Annotated in this window: 9 protein-coding genes and 1 rRNA gene; 5 read left to right on the forward strand and 5 right to left on the reverse strand. The window is 70.9% G+C overall.

Going from position 1 to position 19,162, the window contains the following annotated elements; genetic code table 11:
• Positions 1-79: 79 nt before the first annotated feature.
• From ACTFAP_RS15735 to ACTFAP_RS15745, 3 genes are all read right to left on the reverse strand, one after another.
• Positions 80-2,053, reverse strand: a complete 1,974-nt coding sequence (locus ACTFAP_RS15735) for a DNA cytosine methyltransferase (RefSeq protein WP_500466638.1) — start codon at positions 2,051-2,053, stop codon at positions 80-82.
• 569 nt (positions 2,054-2,622) lie between these two features.
• Positions 2,623-3,345: a tRNA (guanosine(46)-N7)-methyltransferase TrmB gene (gene trmB, locus ACTFAP_RS15740; RefSeq protein WP_500469476.1), complete on the reverse strand. Its 723-nt coding sequence runs from the start codon at positions 3,343-3,345 to the stop codon at positions 2,623-2,625.
• Between the two features lie 147 nt (positions 3,346-3,492).
• Positions 3,493-4,902, reverse strand: coding sequence for an NsdA family TPR-like regulatory protein (locus tag ACTFAP_RS15745; RefSeq protein ID WP_390116088.1), 1,410 nt, complete (start codon positions 4,900-4,902; stop codon positions 3,493-3,495).
• A gap of 516 nt (positions 4,903-5,418) precedes the next feature.
• Here ACTFAP_RS15745 and ACTFAP_RS15750 point away from each other — a divergent pair.
• Together ACTFAP_RS15750 and ACTFAP_RS15755 are read left to right on the forward strand one after the other, a co-directional pair.
• Positions 5,419-7,431 carry an asparagine synthase-related protein gene (locus ACTFAP_RS15750; RefSeq protein ID WP_500466639.1) on the forward strand — a complete coding sequence of 671 codons (2,013 nt, stop codon included), beginning with the start codon at positions 5,419-5,421 and terminating at the stop codon, positions 7,429-7,431.
• A 68-nt stretch (positions 7,432-7,499) separates the two neighbouring features.
• The gene (locus tag ACTFAP_RS15755) at positions 7,500-10,934 is read left to right on the forward strand and encodes an AfsR/SARP family transcriptional regulator (RefSeq protein WP_500466640.1); all 3,435 of its coding nucleotides are present in this window, start codon (positions 7,500-7,502) and stop codon (positions 10,932-10,934) included.
• Here the strand turns inward: ACTFAP_RS15755 and ACTFAP_RS15760 are convergent.
• Both ACTFAP_RS15760 and ACTFAP_RS15765 read right to left on the reverse strand, forming a co-directional pair.
• The gene (locus tag ACTFAP_RS15760) at positions 10,921-12,870 is read right to left on the reverse strand and encodes a sigma-70 family RNA polymerase sigma factor (protein WP_500466641.1); all 1,950 of its coding nucleotides are present in this window, start codon (positions 12,868-12,870) and stop codon (positions 10,921-10,923) included. The two genes, ACTFAP_RS15755 and ACTFAP_RS15760, sit on opposite strands and share 14 nt — an antisense overlap.
• 123 nt (positions 12,871-12,993) lie before the next feature.
• Positions 12,994-13,836, reverse strand: coding sequence for a helix-turn-helix domain-containing protein (locus tag ACTFAP_RS15765; protein ID WP_500466642.1), 843 nt, complete (start codon positions 13,834-13,836; stop codon positions 12,994-12,996).
• A gap of 222 nt (positions 13,837-14,058) precedes the next feature.
• On the opposite strand from ACTFAP_RS15765, the gene ACTFAP_RS15770 reads away from it, so the two are divergent.
• From ACTFAP_RS15770 to ACTFAP_RS15780, 3 genes are all read left to right on the forward strand, one after another.
• Complete coding sequence (locus tag ACTFAP_RS15770) at positions 14,059-15,426, forward strand: NAD(P)/FAD-dependent oxidoreductase (RefSeq protein WP_390116097.1); 1,368 nt, start codon at positions 14,059-14,061, stop codon at positions 15,424-15,426.
• 68 nt (positions 15,427-15,494) lie between these two features.
• Entirely contained in the window at positions 15,495-17,165 is a 1,671-nt protein-coding gene (locus ACTFAP_RS15775) for a SpoIIE family protein phosphatase (RefSeq protein ID WP_495684955.1), read from the forward strand.
• A 466-nt stretch (positions 17,166-17,631) separates the two neighbouring features.
• A 16S ribosomal RNA gene (locus tag ACTFAP_RS15780) occupies positions 17,632-19,161 on the forward strand.
• Position 19,162 lies beyond the last annotated feature (1 nt).

Genomic DNA, 19,162 nt, shown 5'->3' on the forward strand with positions numbered 1-19,162 from the left:
GCCGCTACAAAGTTCCCCTGCCCAAAGCGCATCGCCGACGCCACGTCGCAGTGTCCCTGTTGCCCCGGGAGCGTCCCGGTCAGTCTGCGGTCAACGCAACATCGAAGGTGACTCCGGTTCCCTTGTCCTCTTGAGGACGAGTCGGGCAGTGGTTGCTCAGCGGGCAGCTTCCACACACGGGCTGCTTATCCCGGCACAGATTCTCACCGATGAATCTAATGGCGGCCATGCGCACAGGCGCGTCACGGCCGGCACCCAGAAGCTTGATGAGGTTGAGCCGACCCTCGGTCAGCCGGTTGGTCAGGTGCGATTGATTCTGCTGCATCCTCGCTGCCACCCGCAACGCACTCTGGCTGACCAGCATTATGTCGCCGCCGGCCAGCAGCTTGAACAACGCGAGTTCGGCCGGCTTGAGTTCCAGCACTTTGCTGTGATCAAGAATTGAATCCGCGTTCAGGAAGACCTCGGGCCTGTCGACGACCGGGCCGAGTCGGCCTTCCAAACGCTTGCGAACTGCTTCTGTCGGCGCCGCGTTCAGGAGCCTGAGGTAGACGTCTCGGGTCAATTCCTTGCACCCAGCGACATTGTCCATCACATGAACGAGCTGCCTAGGGTTCAGTTTGCTTCGTGAGAGCAGCGCCATGACGAGAGCCCCGAGCGGCTTCATCTTCAGACCATGGGGAAACTGGTGCCACCCCTTACCAGCACGCTGCTCCTTGGCCCAGCTGGTCAGCTCCGCGCGCACCTTCGGCCACTTGTCCGCGACCTCGTTCTCGGCGGGAACATCCTGAGGCAGGAGAACCCGGGCTGCGGCTTCGCCCAGCAGGGGGGGAACCGCATTGCCGATTTGTCGAAAGGCATCGCTCCGAGTACCTGCGAACCGAAAGCGATCCGGGAATGTCTGGATTCGCGCGGCTTCGCGCACAGTCAGCGTCCGTGGCTCTTCAGGATGGATGTACCAGTAACCGTCCTTGGCGATGTGCGCGGTGATGGTGCGGCTCAGTTCGTTCCAGTCGAGTTTCTTGTATTTGTCTGTGAACTGCTCCGCATCGTACCTTTGGAATTCCTTCTCGTCGTCTCCTAGCTTCTCGCCAAGCTCGGAGTACAGGGTTTTGGAATCCATGATGGTGAAGATCTTGAAGTCGTCGGTTCGAACCCGCCGCGTCATGTGGTCATGAATCACACCTTCATGCGCTTCCTCGCGCATCTCCTTGGCGAAGGAAGAAAGCGAATCCTGCTGCTCGTTGTAGTCGAGAACTCGGGCGCCGACCGGATCCAAAGGTTTCGGGTTGATCGCAGGAAGGTCACCGATGGCATCTCGGAGGGTGGTCTGCTTCTTTGGCTTATTCCAAGTGAAGCCGCCGCTATCTCTCCGCGCGACCAGGATCAGCCGCTTCCTGTGCTGCGGCACACGATAGTTCCACGCATCGACGAGACGCACCTGGGTCAAGTATCCAAGGTTCTCCAGCTTTGCCTCGATGATGCGGATCACACTGAAATCATCGCCGAGCCCCATGTCGGGGACATTCTCCATGAGGACGGCGCGTGGAAGGAGCTTCTCCACGACATCGACATAGGCGCGCCACAATTCTTTACGAAGATCGTGCGGGTCACGGTTGTGATATTCGACCAAGTGTCGGATCTTGCTACGTCCGGCACGACTGAATGGCTGACAGGGGGGGCCTCCCGCCACGATGTCGATCTCGGCGCCGGAGTCAAGAATTCGCTGGACGAAATCGCCTCGCTGCGCATCATCCCCGAGGTCGATACAAAGACTCATGCCGGGGAAGTTCGCTGCATGTGTCTCGCGAGCTCGCTCGTCGAAGTCCACGGCTGCAGCAGTTGTCCATCCGGCCCGCTCAAGTCCGAGGCTCAGTCCGCCGGCGCCTGAGAAGAGGTCAACAGCCAGACGCTTGCCTTTTCCGTAACCGGACTGGACCCATTTCCTGAAATATTCGGGCTCGCAGTGGTACTTGTGCTTCTCCGGCTTGAGGTAGTCGCTCCGCTCCAGGGGCACGCCATACGTGTTTTTCTCCCCCTTCTCCTTCGCCACGACTCACTCCTCCAACCTGTTGACCTGAACGACCACCAGGAGATCACGCACGACGCCGCAGAGGCAAGGCTTCCGGTCGGTCCGCGCCGCGATGAGCCTGGATTGCAACCCGGGTGACCTGCCCAGCGAACACTGCGTTTCGCTCACCGTAGTCCAGCCTCGGCCGGAGCAGGGCCCTCCTCTTGAGGCCCCATATTAATGGACGCCCCATGGGCTTCTTCTAGCGACTGGCTCTGTCCGGGGGGTGCCACATCCACGAACGTCATCTGTCTCAAGCAACCCCTGAACAAAAAGCCCGTTCGATCCTAGGAGTGTGCCTCCTTCTGTGCCCTGCAACCACCTCGTTCGCTGCCCCAGTGCACTTTCCGCCCAAATCTCTCGCCCCGTCAGCCTCAGACCCGCCACCGTACTTCGGCACGCGAGGCGCGGATCGCGTCAAGAGCCTTCGAGCCTGACACGGGAAGAGCTTTGAACAGTCAGGAGACCATCGGCTCGGAGGCCACCTGCCTCAACACACCTGGCCCGCCCTGCAGCATGCTGACGTCCGCCAGACAGTGTCCACCGAGTGCCTACGGCTCGTGGCGGAAGAGGAGGTCTTTCACCGCGTGGCCCTTGGAGAGGCCCTGGGACTCGAAGCGGGTGAGGGGGCGGGTCTCGGGGCGGGGGGTGAAGGTCTGGGTGGGGGAGAGGTTCGTCAGGGTGGGGGACGCGGTGAGGGCCTCCAGCATCGCGTCGGCGTACGGCTCCCAGTCCGTCGCGCAGTGCAGCAGCGCGCCCGGGGCCAGCCGGGTCACCGCCAGGTCGATGAAGTCGCGCTGGATGATGCGGCGCTTGTGGTGGCGCTTCTTCGGCCAGGGGTCGGGAAAGTACACCCGCAGGCCCGCCAGCGAGGCCGGCGGGAGCATCTCGCGCAGCAGGATGATCGCGTCGCCGTTGGCCACCCGGACGTTGGTCAGGCCCCGCTCCTCCGCCAGCCGCAGCAGGTTGCCCTGGCCGGGGGTGTGCACGTCCACCGCCAGGATGCCGGTGTCCGGGTCGGCCGCCGCCATCGCGGCTGTGGCCTCGCCCATGCCGAAGCCGATCTCCAGCACCACGGGCCGGCCGGCGAAGAGGGCCGGCAGGTCCAGGACGGACTCCCCGTCCACCTCCAGGCCCCACTGCGGCCACAGCCGCAGCAGCGCCTCCCGCTGCGCGGTGGTGACCCGGCTGCGGCGGGGCTGGAAGCTGCGGATGCGGCGTTCGTGGCGGTCGCCGGCGGGGTCGGCCGCCGGGCCGGTGCCCGCCGCGAACATGGGGCGGGGGGCGTCGGACGGCGCGGGGTTCGGTTCGTTGTGCACAGTGGTGCCATGGTACGTCCGGGGGCGGATGTGACCGGGGTCATACCCGGCACCGGCCCTTACCGGCCATGCCGGGGGCCAGTGCCTCTGTCATGTGCAACGTCACGCAGGAGCAGCCAGGAGCGGACGGGCCTGCTCCTGGAGTTCTTTGACCAGCGGTTCGTTGCCGTACGGGGCCAGCCGGTGCAGCAGATCGCGCACATAGTCGGTGGTGCGCGCCGAGGAGATGCGGGCGGCCACCTCCACGGCCCGGGCACCGACCGCCACCGCCGCGTCCAGATTGCCCGATTCCAGTTCCGCGACCGCCGCGACCACCAGCCGCAGCCCGTGGGAGCGCACGAACTCCTCGGTGGGCTCCTGGAGCGCCCGTTCCGTGAAGCGCCGCACCTGCCCCGGCAGCTTCAGGTCGCTGTAGCACTCGGCGGCGTCGGCGGCCAGCCGGTCGTAGGCGTAGAAGGACAGCCAGCTCGGGTCGCCGTCTCCGGGGCGCGAGCGCTCCAGCCAGCCCTCCGCCGCCGAGAGCGCCGAACCGCAGCCCGGCGCGTCGTTGGCCTTCGCCAGCGCGCGCGCCTCCACCAGGTGGAAGAAGCTCATGGTGCGCGCGGTGGCCAGGGAGCGGTTGCGTTCCAGGGCCGCCTGGGCGAGGTCCACGCCTTCCTCGGCGAAGCCGCGGTAGGTCGCCTGGAGGGACATCGAGGCCAGGACGTACCCGCCCAGCGGTACGTCGGCCGCGGCCTTCGCGAGCCGCAACGCCTGGATGTAGTACCGCTGTGCCGCCTCCTGCTGTCCGGTGTCGAAGGCCATCCAGCCGGCCAGCCGGGTGAGTTCGGCGGTGGCGCGGAAGAGGGAGCGGCCGACCTCGTCGCTGTAGCTGCCCAGCAGCAGCGGCGCCGCGTCGGTGCGCAGGCACTCCGGCACCATCGAGGAACGCCAGTCCCCGCCGCCGTACTTGGAGTCCCAGCGGCGTGCCTCCTCGGCGGCCTCCTGGAGCTTGGACACGTCCGAGTGCCCGACCCGGCCCCAGCCGCCCTCACGCGGACGTTCGGTCTCGCGGGTGACGGTGGCGTCGGCCGGGCGTATCAGCCAGCGGGAGACGGGTGTCGCGTAGGCGCTGACCGCGAAGGAGCCGGCCAGCGACTGCCAGATCCCCTTGCCGGGCGAGGAGTCGAGCCGGTACAGCTCGGTGGCGGACTCCACGGCGTGCGCGACCTTGCGCGGGAACGCCAGACCGACCTCCGGCGCCGGATCGGTGTCCGCGAGGCCGATCTCGTGCAGCGGCACGGGTCTGCCGAGCTTGCTGCTGATCGCCGCCGCGATGAGATGCGGGGCGGAGCCCTGGGGCACCATCCCCTTCGTCACCCATCGTGCGACGGAGGTTTTGTCATATCTCAGAGTCAATCCCCGCTGCGAGCCGAGATCGTTCACCCGGCGCGCAAGACCGGCGTTACTGATACCGGCCAGAGCGAGGATCGTCCCCAGCTTCTCGTTCGGCCCGCGTGGCTCCCTGGTCATCCGCGCACCCCTGACACACACCGACGCCTTCCGCCAACCCAGCGTAGTTCGGTGCCTGCTGACCGTTAAGGGGTTTGTTCCCGGATGGCGGAATCATGTCCGTACACAGATTCGAGCGCTTCCCCTCTTCCGGATTGTGCTCCGGGCATGTGGCCGTGCGCCCGGGTGTGCGCTCTGGGCACCGGGCGAGGGCAGAGGTTCGATGGATAACGCGTGGGTCGGCCCGTTGGCCCTCAGGGTTCCGGCGGGCCGGGGGAGCCGCCGTCTCATTCCCCGCGGACGGCGGTCTGGTCCGGGAGACGACCAGCGTCTCCCGGACCACAACATCTTCCGCCCTCCGGGCGTCCTCGCCAACGGCCTTTCCTCAGCCAGAGTTTGGCCGAAACACACCGGTTTTTCGGAGCGGGTGCCGGAGCCGGTCGGTTTGGCATGCCCGCCGAACACCCCCCTGGGTATGTCCCGTTCACCGCGCTCCCATGGCAGCATGGGGCCTAAGGTCCAGTGGGGGAGGCGGCGATGCGGTGGTTGGTCGGGTGGTGCGGCGCGTCGGCCAGCGCTGCCCGTGACATCCAGCCCCTGGGCGCGCACTTGCTGTGGGACGGCCCCGACCCGCTGTGGGCCGTGGGCGACTGGCGTCCCGACGAGATCCGCCTCGTCTTCGCGGACGGGGACACCCATCTTGCCGTTTTCGGCTACTGCGGTGCCACCGATGAGCAACTGCGGCGCTCGCTCGTCTCCGCGCGCGCCGGCGCGCTGCGCCAGCTCACCCTGTGGCCCGGCAGCTACACCGCCGTCGCCCGCTTCGGACGGCGCACCGTCATCCCCGCCGACCTCGCCGGCACCCGCCCCGTCTTCCACACGGACTGGGCCGGCGGCACGGCCTACGCCACCGCCGCCCTCCCGCTCGCCGACCTGACCGAGGCACAGCTCGACGTCCCGCACCTCGCGGCCCTGCTGGCCTGCCCGGACACCCCCGAGGCGTACGGCGACGGCACCCCGTACGCCGGGGTCAGCCGCGTCCCGCCCGGCCACGCGCTCAAGCTGCGCGAGGGCGGCAGCCGCAGCACCGTCGACTACGAGCCCACCGCCCCGCTGGTCGTCGCCGCGCCGCCGCTCGCCGGCGAGGACGCCATCGCCGGAGTGCGCGACGCCCTGATCGAGGCCGTCCGCACCCGGCTCGCCGCGCCACGGCACGCCGACCTGGCCGAGGGCGGTGGTACGGCGCCCGGCGTCGGCGCGGATCTGTCCGGCGGCAGCGCCTCGGCGACACTGGCGCTGCTGGCCGCCGGGCTGCCGGGGATGCCGGGCACGGTGTTCGGTACCGGCGCCACCCAGGCCGGCGAACGGCTGCTCGCCGTCACCTTCAACGACCTCACCGGGAGCGGCAGCTCGCCCCTGGACCTGGAACGGGCCCGCCTGATCGGCGAGAACCCCCGGCTGCACCACGTGGTGGTCACCGGCGGCGAGGAGGCCCTGCCCTACTCCGACCTCGACAACGGCCCGCTGACCGACGAGCCGGGGCCCTCGCTCATCAGCGCCGCCCGGCACCGGCACCGCCTCGCCGCCGGCAGCGCCGACCACCTCATCGGCAACGGGGCCCGCCAGGTGCTCGACGCCCACCCGGCCCGGCTGGCCGACCTGCTGCTCGACCGCCGCCGGCGCCATCTGCTCAGACCGGTCTCCGCCCTGGCCAAGGCCTCGGCGACGGGGGGCCTGCTGGTGCCGTTCACCATCTACCGCGCGGCGCGGCGGCTGGCCCGTACCCCGTACCCGGAGGGCCTGACCAGCACCGCGCTCCAGCTGCGCCGGCCGCCCGACGAGGCGGCCCCCGGGACGCGGGACGGCGCGCTCGGCGCCTCGCTCGCCGCGCTGGCCTGGAGCCGGCCGGGGCCCGCGGCGCGCTGGCTGACGGGGGAGTCGCTGGCGGAGGTGTCCATCCGGCTGGAGGCCGCCGCCGCCCGCCCGCACTCGGGGTCCTCGGCCGGCCGGCCGGGCGTACGCCGGGCGCGTGCGGCGCTCGCGCGGCACGCCGCCGACCACCGGGTCTTCGAACAGGCCACCGAGGTGCGCCACCAGCGGCTGCACGCACCCTTCTACGACAATCAGGTGGTACGCGCCTGCCAGGCGCTTCCGGAGAGCCTGCGTGTCCAGCCGGGAGCGCGCGCCCAGGTACTGCGCGCCGTGCTGGAGGGCGCGGGCGTCCGCGAACTGCCGCCCGGCTGGGGCACCGCGAGCCCCACCGCCCCCGCCGACCCGGTCCGCACCGGCATGCGCGCCAACATCGGCGACCTCGTCGACCTCTTCGACGCCCCGCTGCTCGCCGACGCCGGACTGATCGAGGCCCGCGTCGTCCGCAAGGCCCTGCGCGCGGCCACCGAGGGCGAACCGCTCCCCCTGGACGGCCTCGCCGAACTGGTCTCCACCGAACTGTGGCTGCGCCGCCTGCTGACCCGCCGCGGCTCGTGCTGGACCGCCGAGGGCCACCACGACCCGCGCGCCGTCACCAGCGGGGTCGGGCCCTCCGCCTGACCGCGCGGCGACGCCCCGTGCCGGTGAGGCCGAGCGGTGCGCGGAGCGGGGCACCGGACAATGGGGCGGTGCGGTTCTTCATCCTGGGCGCCACCGAGGCGCGACACGAGGACGGCCGGGTCATCCCGCTCGGCGGACCGCGCGTGCGCGCCCTGCTCACCGCGCTCGCCCTGCGCGCGGACGGTCCCGGCCCGGTCCCCGTCGACACCCTCATCGCCGACATCTGGCCCGACGGCGACGCCCCGGCCGACGCGCCCGCCGCCCTCCAGGCCCTCGTCGGCCGGCTGCGCCGCGCCCTGGGGGAGGAGGGCAAGCGGCTCATCGGCCACCACCGGGCACCGGCCGGCTACCGGCTCACCGCCGGGCCCGAGTCCGTCGACCTGTTCCGCTTCCAGCGCCTGGTGCGCGAGGCCGACCCCGCCCACGCCGACCCCGCCACGGTGGCCCGTACGCTGCGCACCGCCCTCGCCCTGTGGCGCGGGCCCGCCCTCGCCGACCTCCCGGAAGCGGCCCGGCACCCCGTCGCCGTGCGCGCCCGGACGCTGCGGCTGACCGCCCTGCGCCGCCGGATCACCGCCGACCTCGCCCTCGGCCCCGCCGAACCGCTGCTGCCCGAACTGCGCGAGCTGACCGCCGAGCACCCCCTGGACGAGCCGGTACGCGCCCTCCACCTCCGTGCCCTGCGCGCCGCAGGACGCCCGGCGCAGGCGCTCGCCGCGTACGAGGCGGTACGCACCACCCTCGCCGAGCGGCTCGGCACCACCCCGGGCCCGGAACTGCGCGCCCTGTACGCCGAACTCCTCGCCGAGGACTCCGAGGACGCCGCACTCTCCGAGGACGCCGAGGTCCCCCGGGACGCCGGGGAGGCAGGGGACCCCGGGAACCGCGCCGAAGGCCGCCCCGCGCCGCGCCGCCCGCCCCGCACGGCGACCGCCGGCAACATCCGGCCCCGGCTCACCAGCTTCGTCGGCCGCGAGGCGGACCTCTCCGCACTGCGGGCCGAACTGCGCACCGCCCGCCTGATCACGCTCACCGGGGCCGGCGGGTCCGGCAAGACACGGCTCGCCGAGCAGGCCGCACTCGCCACCGACGGCCGGGACCGCTACCCCGACGGCGCCTGGATCGCCGAGCTGGCCAAGCTCGACCACCCCACCGCCGTCCCCGGCGCCGTGCTCTCCGCGCTCGGCCTGCGCGAGACATCCGTGGAACACCACCACGACCCGGCCGCCCGGCTCCTCGAATACTGCGCGGGCCGCGAACTGCTGCTCGTCCTCGACAACTGCGAACACGTCATCACGGCCGCCGCCACCCTCGCCGAGACGCTGCTCACCCACTGCCCGCGCCTGACCGTCCTGGCCACCAGCCGCGAGCCCCTGGGCATCCCCGGCGAACGCGTCCGCCCCGTCGAACCCCTGCCGCCCGCCCCCGCCCACCGGCTGTTCACCGAGCGCGGCGCCGCCGTACGCCGTGACCTGCCCGCCGACGAACCCGCCGTCGCCGAGATCTGCCGCCGCCTGGACGGCCTCCCGCTCGCCATCGAACTCGCCGCCGCCCGGCTGCGTACCCTCACCCCACGCCAGATCGCCGCCCGCCTGGACGACCGCTTCCGGCTGCTCACCAGCGGCTGGCGCACCGTGCTGCCCCGCCAGCAGACGCTGCGCGCCGTCGTCGACTGGTCCTGGGATCTGCTGGAGGAGCCCGAACGCACCGTGCTGCGCCGGCTGTCGGTGTTCGCCGGCGGCTGGACGCTCGTAGCCGCCGAGGCTGTGTGCGCCGACGGGCGCACCATCACCTCCGGCCAGGTGCTGGGCCTGCTCGGCTCGCTGGTCGACAAGTCCATCGTCCTGGCGGACACCGGCACCGACACGACGGACGGGGCGGATGCGACGGACGGGGCGGACGACGCCGACGCCGGCCCCGACGACGGCACCGGCGCGCGCTACCGCATGCTGGAGACCATCCACGAGTACGCGGCCGAACGCGCCGCCGAACACCCCGCCGAGCGCGCCGCCACCCGGGCCCGGCACACCGCCCACGTCCTGCGCTTCGTCCAGCGGGCCGAGCCCCGGCTGCGCGGCCCCGGCCAACTGCACTGGTTCGCCCGCGTCGAGGCCGACCTCGACAACATCCGCGCCGCCCTCCGGCGCGCCCTGCGCGCCGCCGACCAGGACAGCGCGGGACAACTCGTCCTCGGCATGGGCTGGTTCTGGTACCTGCGCAACTACCGCGCCGAGGGCCTCGAATGGACCCGGCACACCATCGCCCTGGACCCGGACGCCGACCAGGACGCGGCCCCCGTCCCCGCCGACGGCGAGCCCTGGCCCGACGATCCCCGTTACCTGCACCGCCTCGAACTACGCCTGCTGACCACCTTCCTGATCCAGGACCAGGACCACAGCAGCTTCGACTTCACCGATGAGATCCTGCACCGTCAGGCCCGCCGGATGTTCACCGCGTTCGGTGTCACGGACCTCGAACGCGGCACCCGCTTCCCCGGCATGCTGTGGCCGTTCACCGGCTTCATGATCGGCGAGACCTTCAACGACGTCGCCCGCCGCATGACCGAGTCGGTCGGGCGGCTGCGCGCACGCCGCGCCTCCGCCGCCGCGCGCGCCACCGGCCCCGGCAGCGGCGACTGGGAGCTGGCCGTCATGCTCCTCTTCCGTTTCCGGGTGAGCCTGGACGTCCCCGGCGCGTACTCCACCGTCCGGCACCGCGCCGCCCACGACGTCGAGGACCTCGCCGAACTGGAGGACTTGGCCCACCGGGTCGGCGATCGCTGGCTCACCTGCCAGACCCACGGGATGCGCGGCGAGTACTTCGTCCTCCTGGGCGACTACCGGGGCGCCGCCGACGCGTTCACCCGGGCCGTCCGCACCGCCGAGGAGGTCGGGGCGCACGCCGAGGTGCCCTTCTTCACCGCCCGCCTCGCCGAAGCCACCTACTACGCGGGGGACATCGACCGCGCCCGCACCCTGCTCGACGCCACCGTCGCCCGCGCCGAGGAACTCGGCCTGCCCGACTGCCTCGGCCTCACCCAGTACCTGGGCGCCACCATGGCGCTGGAGAACGGCGACCCCGCCACCGCCCGTACGCTGCGCGAGCGCGCCGCCCGCAACCTGAAGGCCGGCACCCCGGCCCCCATGTTCCAGGTCATCATGGGCATCCTCACCAGCCGGCTGCTGCTGGCGGAGGGAGCCTCGTGGCGGGACGCGCTGAGCGAACTGCGCACCGCGCTCTCCTACGGCGTGCTGGTGGGCTGCTCCGATCTCCTCTTCAGCCAGCTGCTGCTCGCCGCCGCGGCCACCGTCTCCGCCGGCGGGCGGACCGCGGTGGCCGCACGACTGCTGGCCACCGCGTACGCCCTGCGCGGGGACCTGCCGCTCACCCCGCCCGAGCGGCGCGCCATGGACGCCCTGTCCCTCCCGCCGCCCGGCGCCGAACCGCCGCTGGAGCGCACCGAGGCCCTGGACCTCGTCACCACTCTGCTCAGCGACAGCTGATCTCCGACTGCGCCCAGCCGGCCAGCGCCAGCGCGCTCAGCGGCCGTTCCGGCTCCGTCACCAGCCGCAGCACGGACACCCCGTCCAGTGGCACCTCGACCGGGACGGCCCGGTCCCCCGTGGCGATCACCCCGGAGCGCCACAGCTGTTGGCCGTCCCCGTACACGCTGAAGGTGGCCGAGCCCAGCCCGAGGGCGTTCATGTCGTCCATCCCCGCCACCGCGCGGTAGGAGGTGCAGGAACGGTTGAGGTCGATGGTCACCGAGGAGCGGCCGTTGACGGTGATGCCGTGCGCGTACGTCTGCCCGCCGATCGACACGTTCGAGCGCTGCCACACCCAGCCGCTCTCCCACAGCCGGATGGCCGGCTCGGTGCCGTCGTTGAACAGGTCGAAGCGCAGGGTGCGCAACTCGTACGGAGTCGGCTCCGGTTCAGGCTCCGGTTCCGGCTCCGGATCGGGTTCCGGTTCCGGGTCGGGCTCGGGTTCCGGCTCGGGCTGCGGTTCGGGGCCGGGTTCCACCGGTACGGGATCGGGCTCCGGCGCGGGGGTCGGCTCCGACGGTACGGGTACGGGCTCGGGTTCCGGCGCGGGGTCGGGCGCCGGCGCGGCCGGGGGGTCGGGCTCCGGCTCAGGATCGGGTTCGGGTGCGGGTGGCTCCTCGGCGGCCGGCGGCATCACCGGGGCGGCCGGCGGCGGATCGGCGGCGCGCGGTGGCTCCTCCTCGCCCGACCCGCCGATCAGCGCGAACGCCAGCACGGCCGCCGCCGCGACCACCACCACGCCGGTGGCGGCGCCCGCCTTCACCGAGGAGCCGAGCCCCTCGGCGGCGGCCCCGCCCCCGCCCCCGCCCTTGGACAGCACCCCGCCGACGCCCCCGGCCGCGGCGGCGGCGCTCGCCGACGCCCCCGCCCCACCGGCACCCAGCAGCAGCGCGCCGATCTTGCCCGAGGATCCCGCCGCGAACCAGCCGATGACCGCGATCGGCAGCACCGTACGGATGGTCTCGTTCAGGTCCTTCACCTCGGAGGCGGCCAGCCGGCAACGGGCGCACTCCTCCAGGTGCTTGCGCAGCCCGCGCTCCGCGCGCATCCGCAACTTGCCCCGGGTGTACGCCCCCAGCCGGTCCGCGTACCGCGCGCAGTCCCCGCCGTCCGCCCCGGCATGGCCGACATGGGCCTGCAGGTACGCCTGCTTGAGCCCTTCGCGCGCGCGGTGCGCCAGCACCGCCGCCGCGTTCGGTGTGAGCCCCAGCAGCGGGGCGACCTCCTGCGGCGAGGACTCCTCGACCGCCGTGTGCCACAGCACGGTCTGCCAGCGCTCGGGCAGCGACCGGAACGCCTGCACGGCGAGGGACGCCTCCGCGTCCCGCATGGCGATGACATCGGGGCCCAGGTCGAGGGTGTCCTCCTCACTGGCCCGCGCCCCCGCCGCCGACACCGCGAACACCGCGAAATCCTCGATCAGTTGCTCGCGCCGGGCAGTGCGAGCCCAGTCGGCGGCCACCCGCCGCACGGCCGTCAGCAGATAGGCGCGCACCGCCGTCTCGGGCCCGGCGCCGCCGCGTACCGCCTGGAGGGTGGCCGCGAACACCTCGTTGGTCAGGTCGTCGGCGGTGTCGGCGTCCCGGCAGCAGGTACGGGCGTAGCGGCGCACCGGGTCCCGGTGCCGCCGGTACAGCTCGTCGTAGGCGGCCTCGTCCCCCTGCCGCATCCGCTCGACCAGCTCGATGTCGGCGGGGCCGAGGTCCTCCGCGCCGGGCCCGGACGCGCTCTCGCCCGCCGTGCTGCCGGCCGCGAGGCGCTCGCGCTGCCTGGGCACCTTGGAACCCTCGGCGGGTTCCTCCGCGGGACCGTCCGCCCGGCCCTCCGTGTGACCGTCCGCGAGGCCCTCGCGCTCCCCCGAACCATCCTGAGCCTCATCAGCGTCAGCACCCATACGGGAAAGCCCCCCGGTATTGACATACGTGTCAGCGACTTGGGTCAGGTTGCCACACGAACGGCCCACCGCGATCAAAGTTCGCCGCAGAACCACCCTTCCGAGCGGTCTCGCGAACACACATCAGTCACGGCCGGGCCGCAGCCCGCGTAACAGCACCTCCAACAGCCGCTCGGCGGCGGCCTCCTGGCGCCCCGGGTCCGCGAGCCGCGGCGGCGCGGCGGCGATCACCAGCATCACGTCCGCCACCGTCACATCCGCCCGCAACTCCCCGGCCACGCGCGCCTGTTCCACCAACTGCCCGACGGCTCCCAGGAGTTCCCGGGTCGACCCGCTCTCTCCCCCGGCGCCCTCCGCCCCGTTCGCATCCTCGGCGCCGGCCCGCTGCCGCGGCACCCTCCCCCAGCCTTCGGCCGGGGGTGCCCCCACCCCAGCCTCGCCCGGGATGACCTCCACCCCAGCCTCGCCCGCAGGTACCCCCACCCCAGCCTCGGCCGCGGATACCCCCACCCCAGCCCCGGCCGGGCGAACCCCCGCCCAGGTCTCCGCCGCCTCCGGCGCCGCCCCCGGCCCCTCGCCCTGCGCCCACCACAGCTCGGGCGGCAGCAGCCGGCCGGACCCCGAGGCGGCCGAGCCCCGCACGAACCCTTCCAGCCCCTGCCACGGCCGCCCGTCCGACGCCACCACCAGCGCCTCGGCGGCCCGGTCCGTCAGCCACCGGGTCTGCTCGGCCGCGATGTACCGCACCAGCGCCTCCTTGCTCGGAAACCGCCGGTACACCGTGCCGACCCCCACCCGGGCCCGCCGCGCCACCTCCTCCATCGGCGCCCCGTACCCCTGCTCCCCGAACACGTCCCGCGCCGCGCTCAGCACGTGCCGCAGATTGCGCTGCGCGTCCACCCGTAACCCACCGGTCCGGGCGCCCCCGCCACCCGTCCGCCCGCCCGTATCATCCATCCGCGTCATGTCCGTCAACCCCCGTCAGCACGGACGCCCCCCTCAGAACGCCCCTCCTCCATCTGACCCCCGAACATAGTTCAGCCCACCGGCACTGAGAAGCGCCGTGCCACCACTCTCAGACACCCCGTGGCAGCGCAGCGCGACCGGTCGGCCCGACAACCGCCCGTTCGGCGCAGCGTCCTGTCCGACCTGTGGACAACACCGCACCACCGAGTGCCTCATGGACAGGTGACCAAGGACGCCACGAAGCCCCCGCACATCCTGATCATCGGAGGCGGCTCGGTGGGCCTCTACACCGCCCACCGCCTCCAGCGGCACCTGCGGCGCGAGCTCGGCCGCGGCGACGTCCGCATCACCATGGTCAGCCCCGACCCGTACATGACCTACCAGCCGTTCCTGCCGGAGGCCGCCGCCGGCAACATCTCGCCCCGCCACGTCGTCGTCCCGCTGCGCCGCGTGCTCAACCGGTGCCGTTTCGTCACCGGCGAGGTCTCCGCGATCGACACCGACCGCCGGGTGGCCACCATCCGCACCGCCGCCGCCCAGGACCACGGAGCGCCCCCGCTGGAGATCGGCTACGACGAGCTGGTCCTCGCCCCGGGTTCGGTCTCCCGCGTGCTGCCCATCCCCGGGCTCGCCGCGCACGGCATCGGCTTCAAGACCGTCGAGGAGGCCATCGGGCTGCGCAACCACGTCCTGGAGCAGCTCGACATCGCCTCCTCCACCCGCGACACCGCCATCCGGCAGGCCGCCCTCACGTTCGTCTTCGTCGGTGGCGGGTACGCGGGGGTCGAGGCGCTCGCCGAGCTGGAGGACATGGCCCGCTACGCCTGCCGCTATTACCCGAACATCCGGCCGGAGGAGCAGAAGTGGATGCTCATCGAGGCCACCGACCGGATCCTGCCCGAGGTGGGTGTCGAGATGGGCCGGTACACGGTGCGCGAGCTGCGCGGCCGCAACATCGACATCCGGCTCTCCACCCGCCTGGAGACCATCGAGAACCGGGTCGCGGTCCTCAGCGACGGCTCGCGCTACCCCACCCGCACCCTGGTGTGGACCGCCGGCGTCAAACCGCACCCCGTGCTGGCCACCTGCGGCATCCCGCTGGACGAGCGCGGCCGGATCCGCTGTACGGCCGACCTGCGGGTGCTGGACACCCCGCACGTGTGGGCGGCCGGCGACAGCGCCGCCGTCCCCGACCTCACGGCGGACGATCCGACCGCGCTGTGCGCCCCCAACGGCCAGCACGCGGTACGCCAGGGCCGGCACATCGCCCGCAATCTGCTGGCGACCCTGCGTGGCACGGTCGTCACCCCGTACCGGCACGCCTATGTGGGCTCCGTCGCATCACTGGGTCTGCACAAAGGTGTCGCACAGGTGTACGGACGCAAGCTGAAGGGCTTCCCCGCCTGGTTCATGCACCGCACGTACCACCTGAACAAGATGCCCACGATCAACCGGAAGGCGCGTGTCCTTGCGGAATGGACCCTTGCGGGATTGTTCAAACGTGAGATTGTCTCTCTCGGCTCCCTGGAACACCCGCGAGCCGAGTTCGAGGAGGCGGCCGGCGGCACACCCCGCACGGACCGCCCCTGACGCCCGCATGTGACCATGGGTGGGCGGCAGCTCACCCAGAACGACAGACGACGAATGATCGGATGGCAGTGAACTTGACGCGCTGGAGTATCCGGCTGCCCGGAGCGCAGCGGCGCAACGCCGCTGCCGCCCGGGCGGAGACCGGCGGCGTCCCCGCGGCGCGCACGGAACCCCAGCCGCCGCCCGCCGCCCCGGCGCCGGGCGGCGGACGCGGCGTCGACTCCGCCGCCGTCCACGAACTGCTCGGCCAGGTCCCCGCGCCCGTCGCCGTCGTCCACGGCTCCGAGCACCGCCTCGTCTACACCAACGATGCCTACACGGCCGTCTTCGGTTCCCGCGAGCCGGGGAAGCCGGTCCGCGAGTCCCTGGCCGAGCTGGTCGACGTCGGTCTGCTGCCGCTGATGGACCAGGTGCGGCGCAGCGGCACCTCGCGCACGCTCAAGTCCCGCCGGGTCGACGGCGCGGCCACGGCCGGTGCCCGCGAACGCGACAGCTTCTACACCTTCACCTGCACCCCGGTGGAACTGCTGACCCCCGAGGACGGCTCCACGGCCGCCGGGGTCCTGGTCTTCGCCTCCGACGTCACCGACCAGGCCGCCTCCGCCGAGCGCCTGCGGGAGAGCGAGAGCCACCAGCGCGAGGCCGCCGTCACCCTCCAGCGCAGCCTGCTGCCGCAGAAGCTGGAACAGCCCGACGACCTGCGGGTCGCCGCCACGTACCAGCCCGGCGGCATCGACGCGGCGGTCGGCGGCGACTGGTACGACGTGATCACCCTCGGCGCCGGCCGCACCGCGGCCGTGATCGGCGACGTGATGGGCCGCGGGGTGCGGGCCGCCGCCGTCATGGGCCAGCTGCGTACGGCGGTACGGGCGTACGCGCGCCTGGACCTGCCGCCGCACGAGGTGATCCAGCTGCTCGACGGCCTGGCCGGGGAGATCGCCCCCAGCCAGATCGCCACCTGCGCCTACACCGTCTACGACCCGAACGAGGGGACGCTGACGTACGCCTCGGCCGGCCATCTGCCGCTGATCGTGCGCGACGCGGACGGCGAGATCCACCGGGTCACCGACCCGACCGGGCCGCCGCTGGGCACCGGCGGCTGGCTGCACACCTCGGGCTCCGTACCGTTCGGCCCTGGTGCGAGCGCCGTGCTGTACACGGACGGCCTGGTGGAGCGCCGGGACGCCGACATCGACGTGGGCCTGACCGCGCTGGAGCGTGCCTTCGCCGGCTCGGGCGACAGCCCGCAGATCGTGTGCGACCGGCTGCTGCGCGCGCTGGGCATCACCGGCGACCACGACGACGACGTGGCGGTCCTGGTGCTCGCCTGTCCCGAGCGGGACGGCGAGGAGGCGGACCTCTTCCGGGGTGCCGCACTGGAACTGCTGGGCGGCGTCGAGGCGGCCTCCCGGGCCCGCGCCTTCGCGGAGGGCGTGCTCACCAGCTGGCGCTTCCCCGAGGAACTGCGGGAACTGGGCGTCCTGACGGCCAGCGAACTCGTCGGCAACTCCCTCAAGCACGGCAAGGCCCCGATGCGGCTGCGGCTGCGCAGGACCGACCGCCGGCTGATCGTGGAGGTGACGGACGGGGACGAGCACCTGCCCCGCCGGCAGCAGGCGGACGCGGCCGACGAGACGGGCCGCGGCATCGCCGTGGTCGCGACGATCGCCTCGGAATGGGGCGCCCGGCGGCTGCCGGAGGGCGGCAAGGCCGTGTGGGCCGAGTTCGAGTTGACGTGATGCGGACCGGTGCGTAATGTTCTCCGAGCTGTCCGCCCCTCGGGGCTCGGACGGCACATCTCGCCGCTCATGATCGTCTGATCACGAAGACGGCACTCACTCGAAAGAGAACGACCCCGCGAGGGCCTTATTTGGCTTGCCCAAATTCGGTACTCGGCCCCGGATTTTGAATCCGGCGGGGAAATCCTCTAAAGTAGTGAACACGCCGGAGGGCGCAAAACTTACCGGGCCGAAAGGCTCAACTCCTCTCAGCGGAGGCCAAGTTCGGGAAACCGAGTGTGGTAAGCTGGGAAACACGAAGGGAAAGCCCGGAGGGACCCGAGAGGGAACCAAAGGAAGCATCCGTTCCTTGAGAACTCAACAGCGTGCCAAATAGTCAATGCCAGATTATTTACTGAGTCTGTGCCTCGACCTCGTCTGAGGTGCAGCATTTAAGCGAGGATTTTCCTTGCTCTTACATGAAGCATTCATGGAGAGTTTGATCCTGGCTCAGGACGAACGCTGGCGGCGTGCTTAACACATGCAAGTCGAACGATGAACCGGTTTCGGCCGGGGATTAGTGGCGAACGGGTGAGTAACACGTGGGCAATCTGCCCTGCACTCTGGGATAAGCCCGGGAAACTGGGTCTAATACCGGATACGACACATGAGGGCATCCTCGTGTGTGGAAAGTTCCGGCGGTGCAGGATGAGCCCGCGGCCTATCAGCTTGTTGGTGGGGTAGTGGCCTACCAAGGCGACGACGGGTAGCCGGCCTGAGAGGGTGACCGGCCACACTGGGACTGAGACACGGCCCAGACTCCTACGGGAGGCAGCAGTGGGGAATATTGCACAATGGGCGAAAGCCTGATGCAGCGACGCCGCGTGAGGGATGACGGCCTTCGGGTTGTAAACCTCTTTCAGCAGGGAAGAAGCGAAAGTGACGGTACCTGCAGAAGAAGCACCGGCTAACTACGTGCCAGCAGCCGCGGTAATACGTAGGGTGCAAGCGTTGTCCGGAATTATTGGGCGTAAAGAGCTCGTAGGCGGCCTGTCGCGTCGATTGTGAAAGCCCAGGGCTTAACCCTGGGTCTGCAGTCGATACGGGCAGGCTAGAGTTCGGTAGGGGAGATCGGAATTCCTGGTGTAGCGGTGAAATGCGCAGATATCAGGAGGAACACCGGTGGCGAAGGCGGATCTCTGGGCCGATACTGACGCTGAGGAGCGAAAGCGTGGGGAGCGAACAGGATTAGATACCCTGGTAGTCCACGCCGTAAACGGTGGGCACTAGGTGTGGGCAACATTCCACGTTGTCCGTGCCGCAGCTAACGCATTAAGTGCCCCGCCTGGGGAGTACGGCCGCAAGGCTAAAACTCAAAGGAATTGACGGGGGCCCGCACAAGCGGCGGAGCATGTGGCTTAATTCGACGCAACGCGAAGAACCTTACCAAGGCTTGACATACACCGGAAACGGCCAGAGATGGTCGCCCCCTTGTGGTCGGTGTACAGGTGGTGCATGGCTGTCGTCAGCTCGTGTCGTGAGATGTTGGGTTAAGTCCCGCAACGAGCGCAACCCTTATCCTGTGTTGCCAGCGGATCCCTTCGGGGGTGCCGGGGACTCACGGGAGACTGCCGGGGTCAACTCGGAGGAAGGTGGGGACGACGTCAAGTCATCATGCCCCTTATGTCTTGGGCTGCACACGTGCTACAATGGCCGGTACAATGAGCTGCGATACCGCGAGGTGGAGCGAATCTCAAAAAGCCGGTCTCAGTTCGGATTGGGGTCTGCAACTCGACCCCATGAAGTCGGAGTCGCTAGTAATCGCAGATCAGCATTGCTGCGGTGAATACGTTCCCGGGCCTTGTACACACCGCCCGTCACGTCATGAAAGTCGGTAACACCCGAAGCCGGTGGCCTAACCCCTTGTGGGAGGGAGCTGTCGAAGGTGGGACTGGCGATTGGGACGAAGTCGTAACAAGGTAGCCGTACCGGAAGGTGCGGCTGGATCACCTCCTTTC

It is taken from the genome of Streptomyces sp. PH9007, from assembly GCF_059813725.1.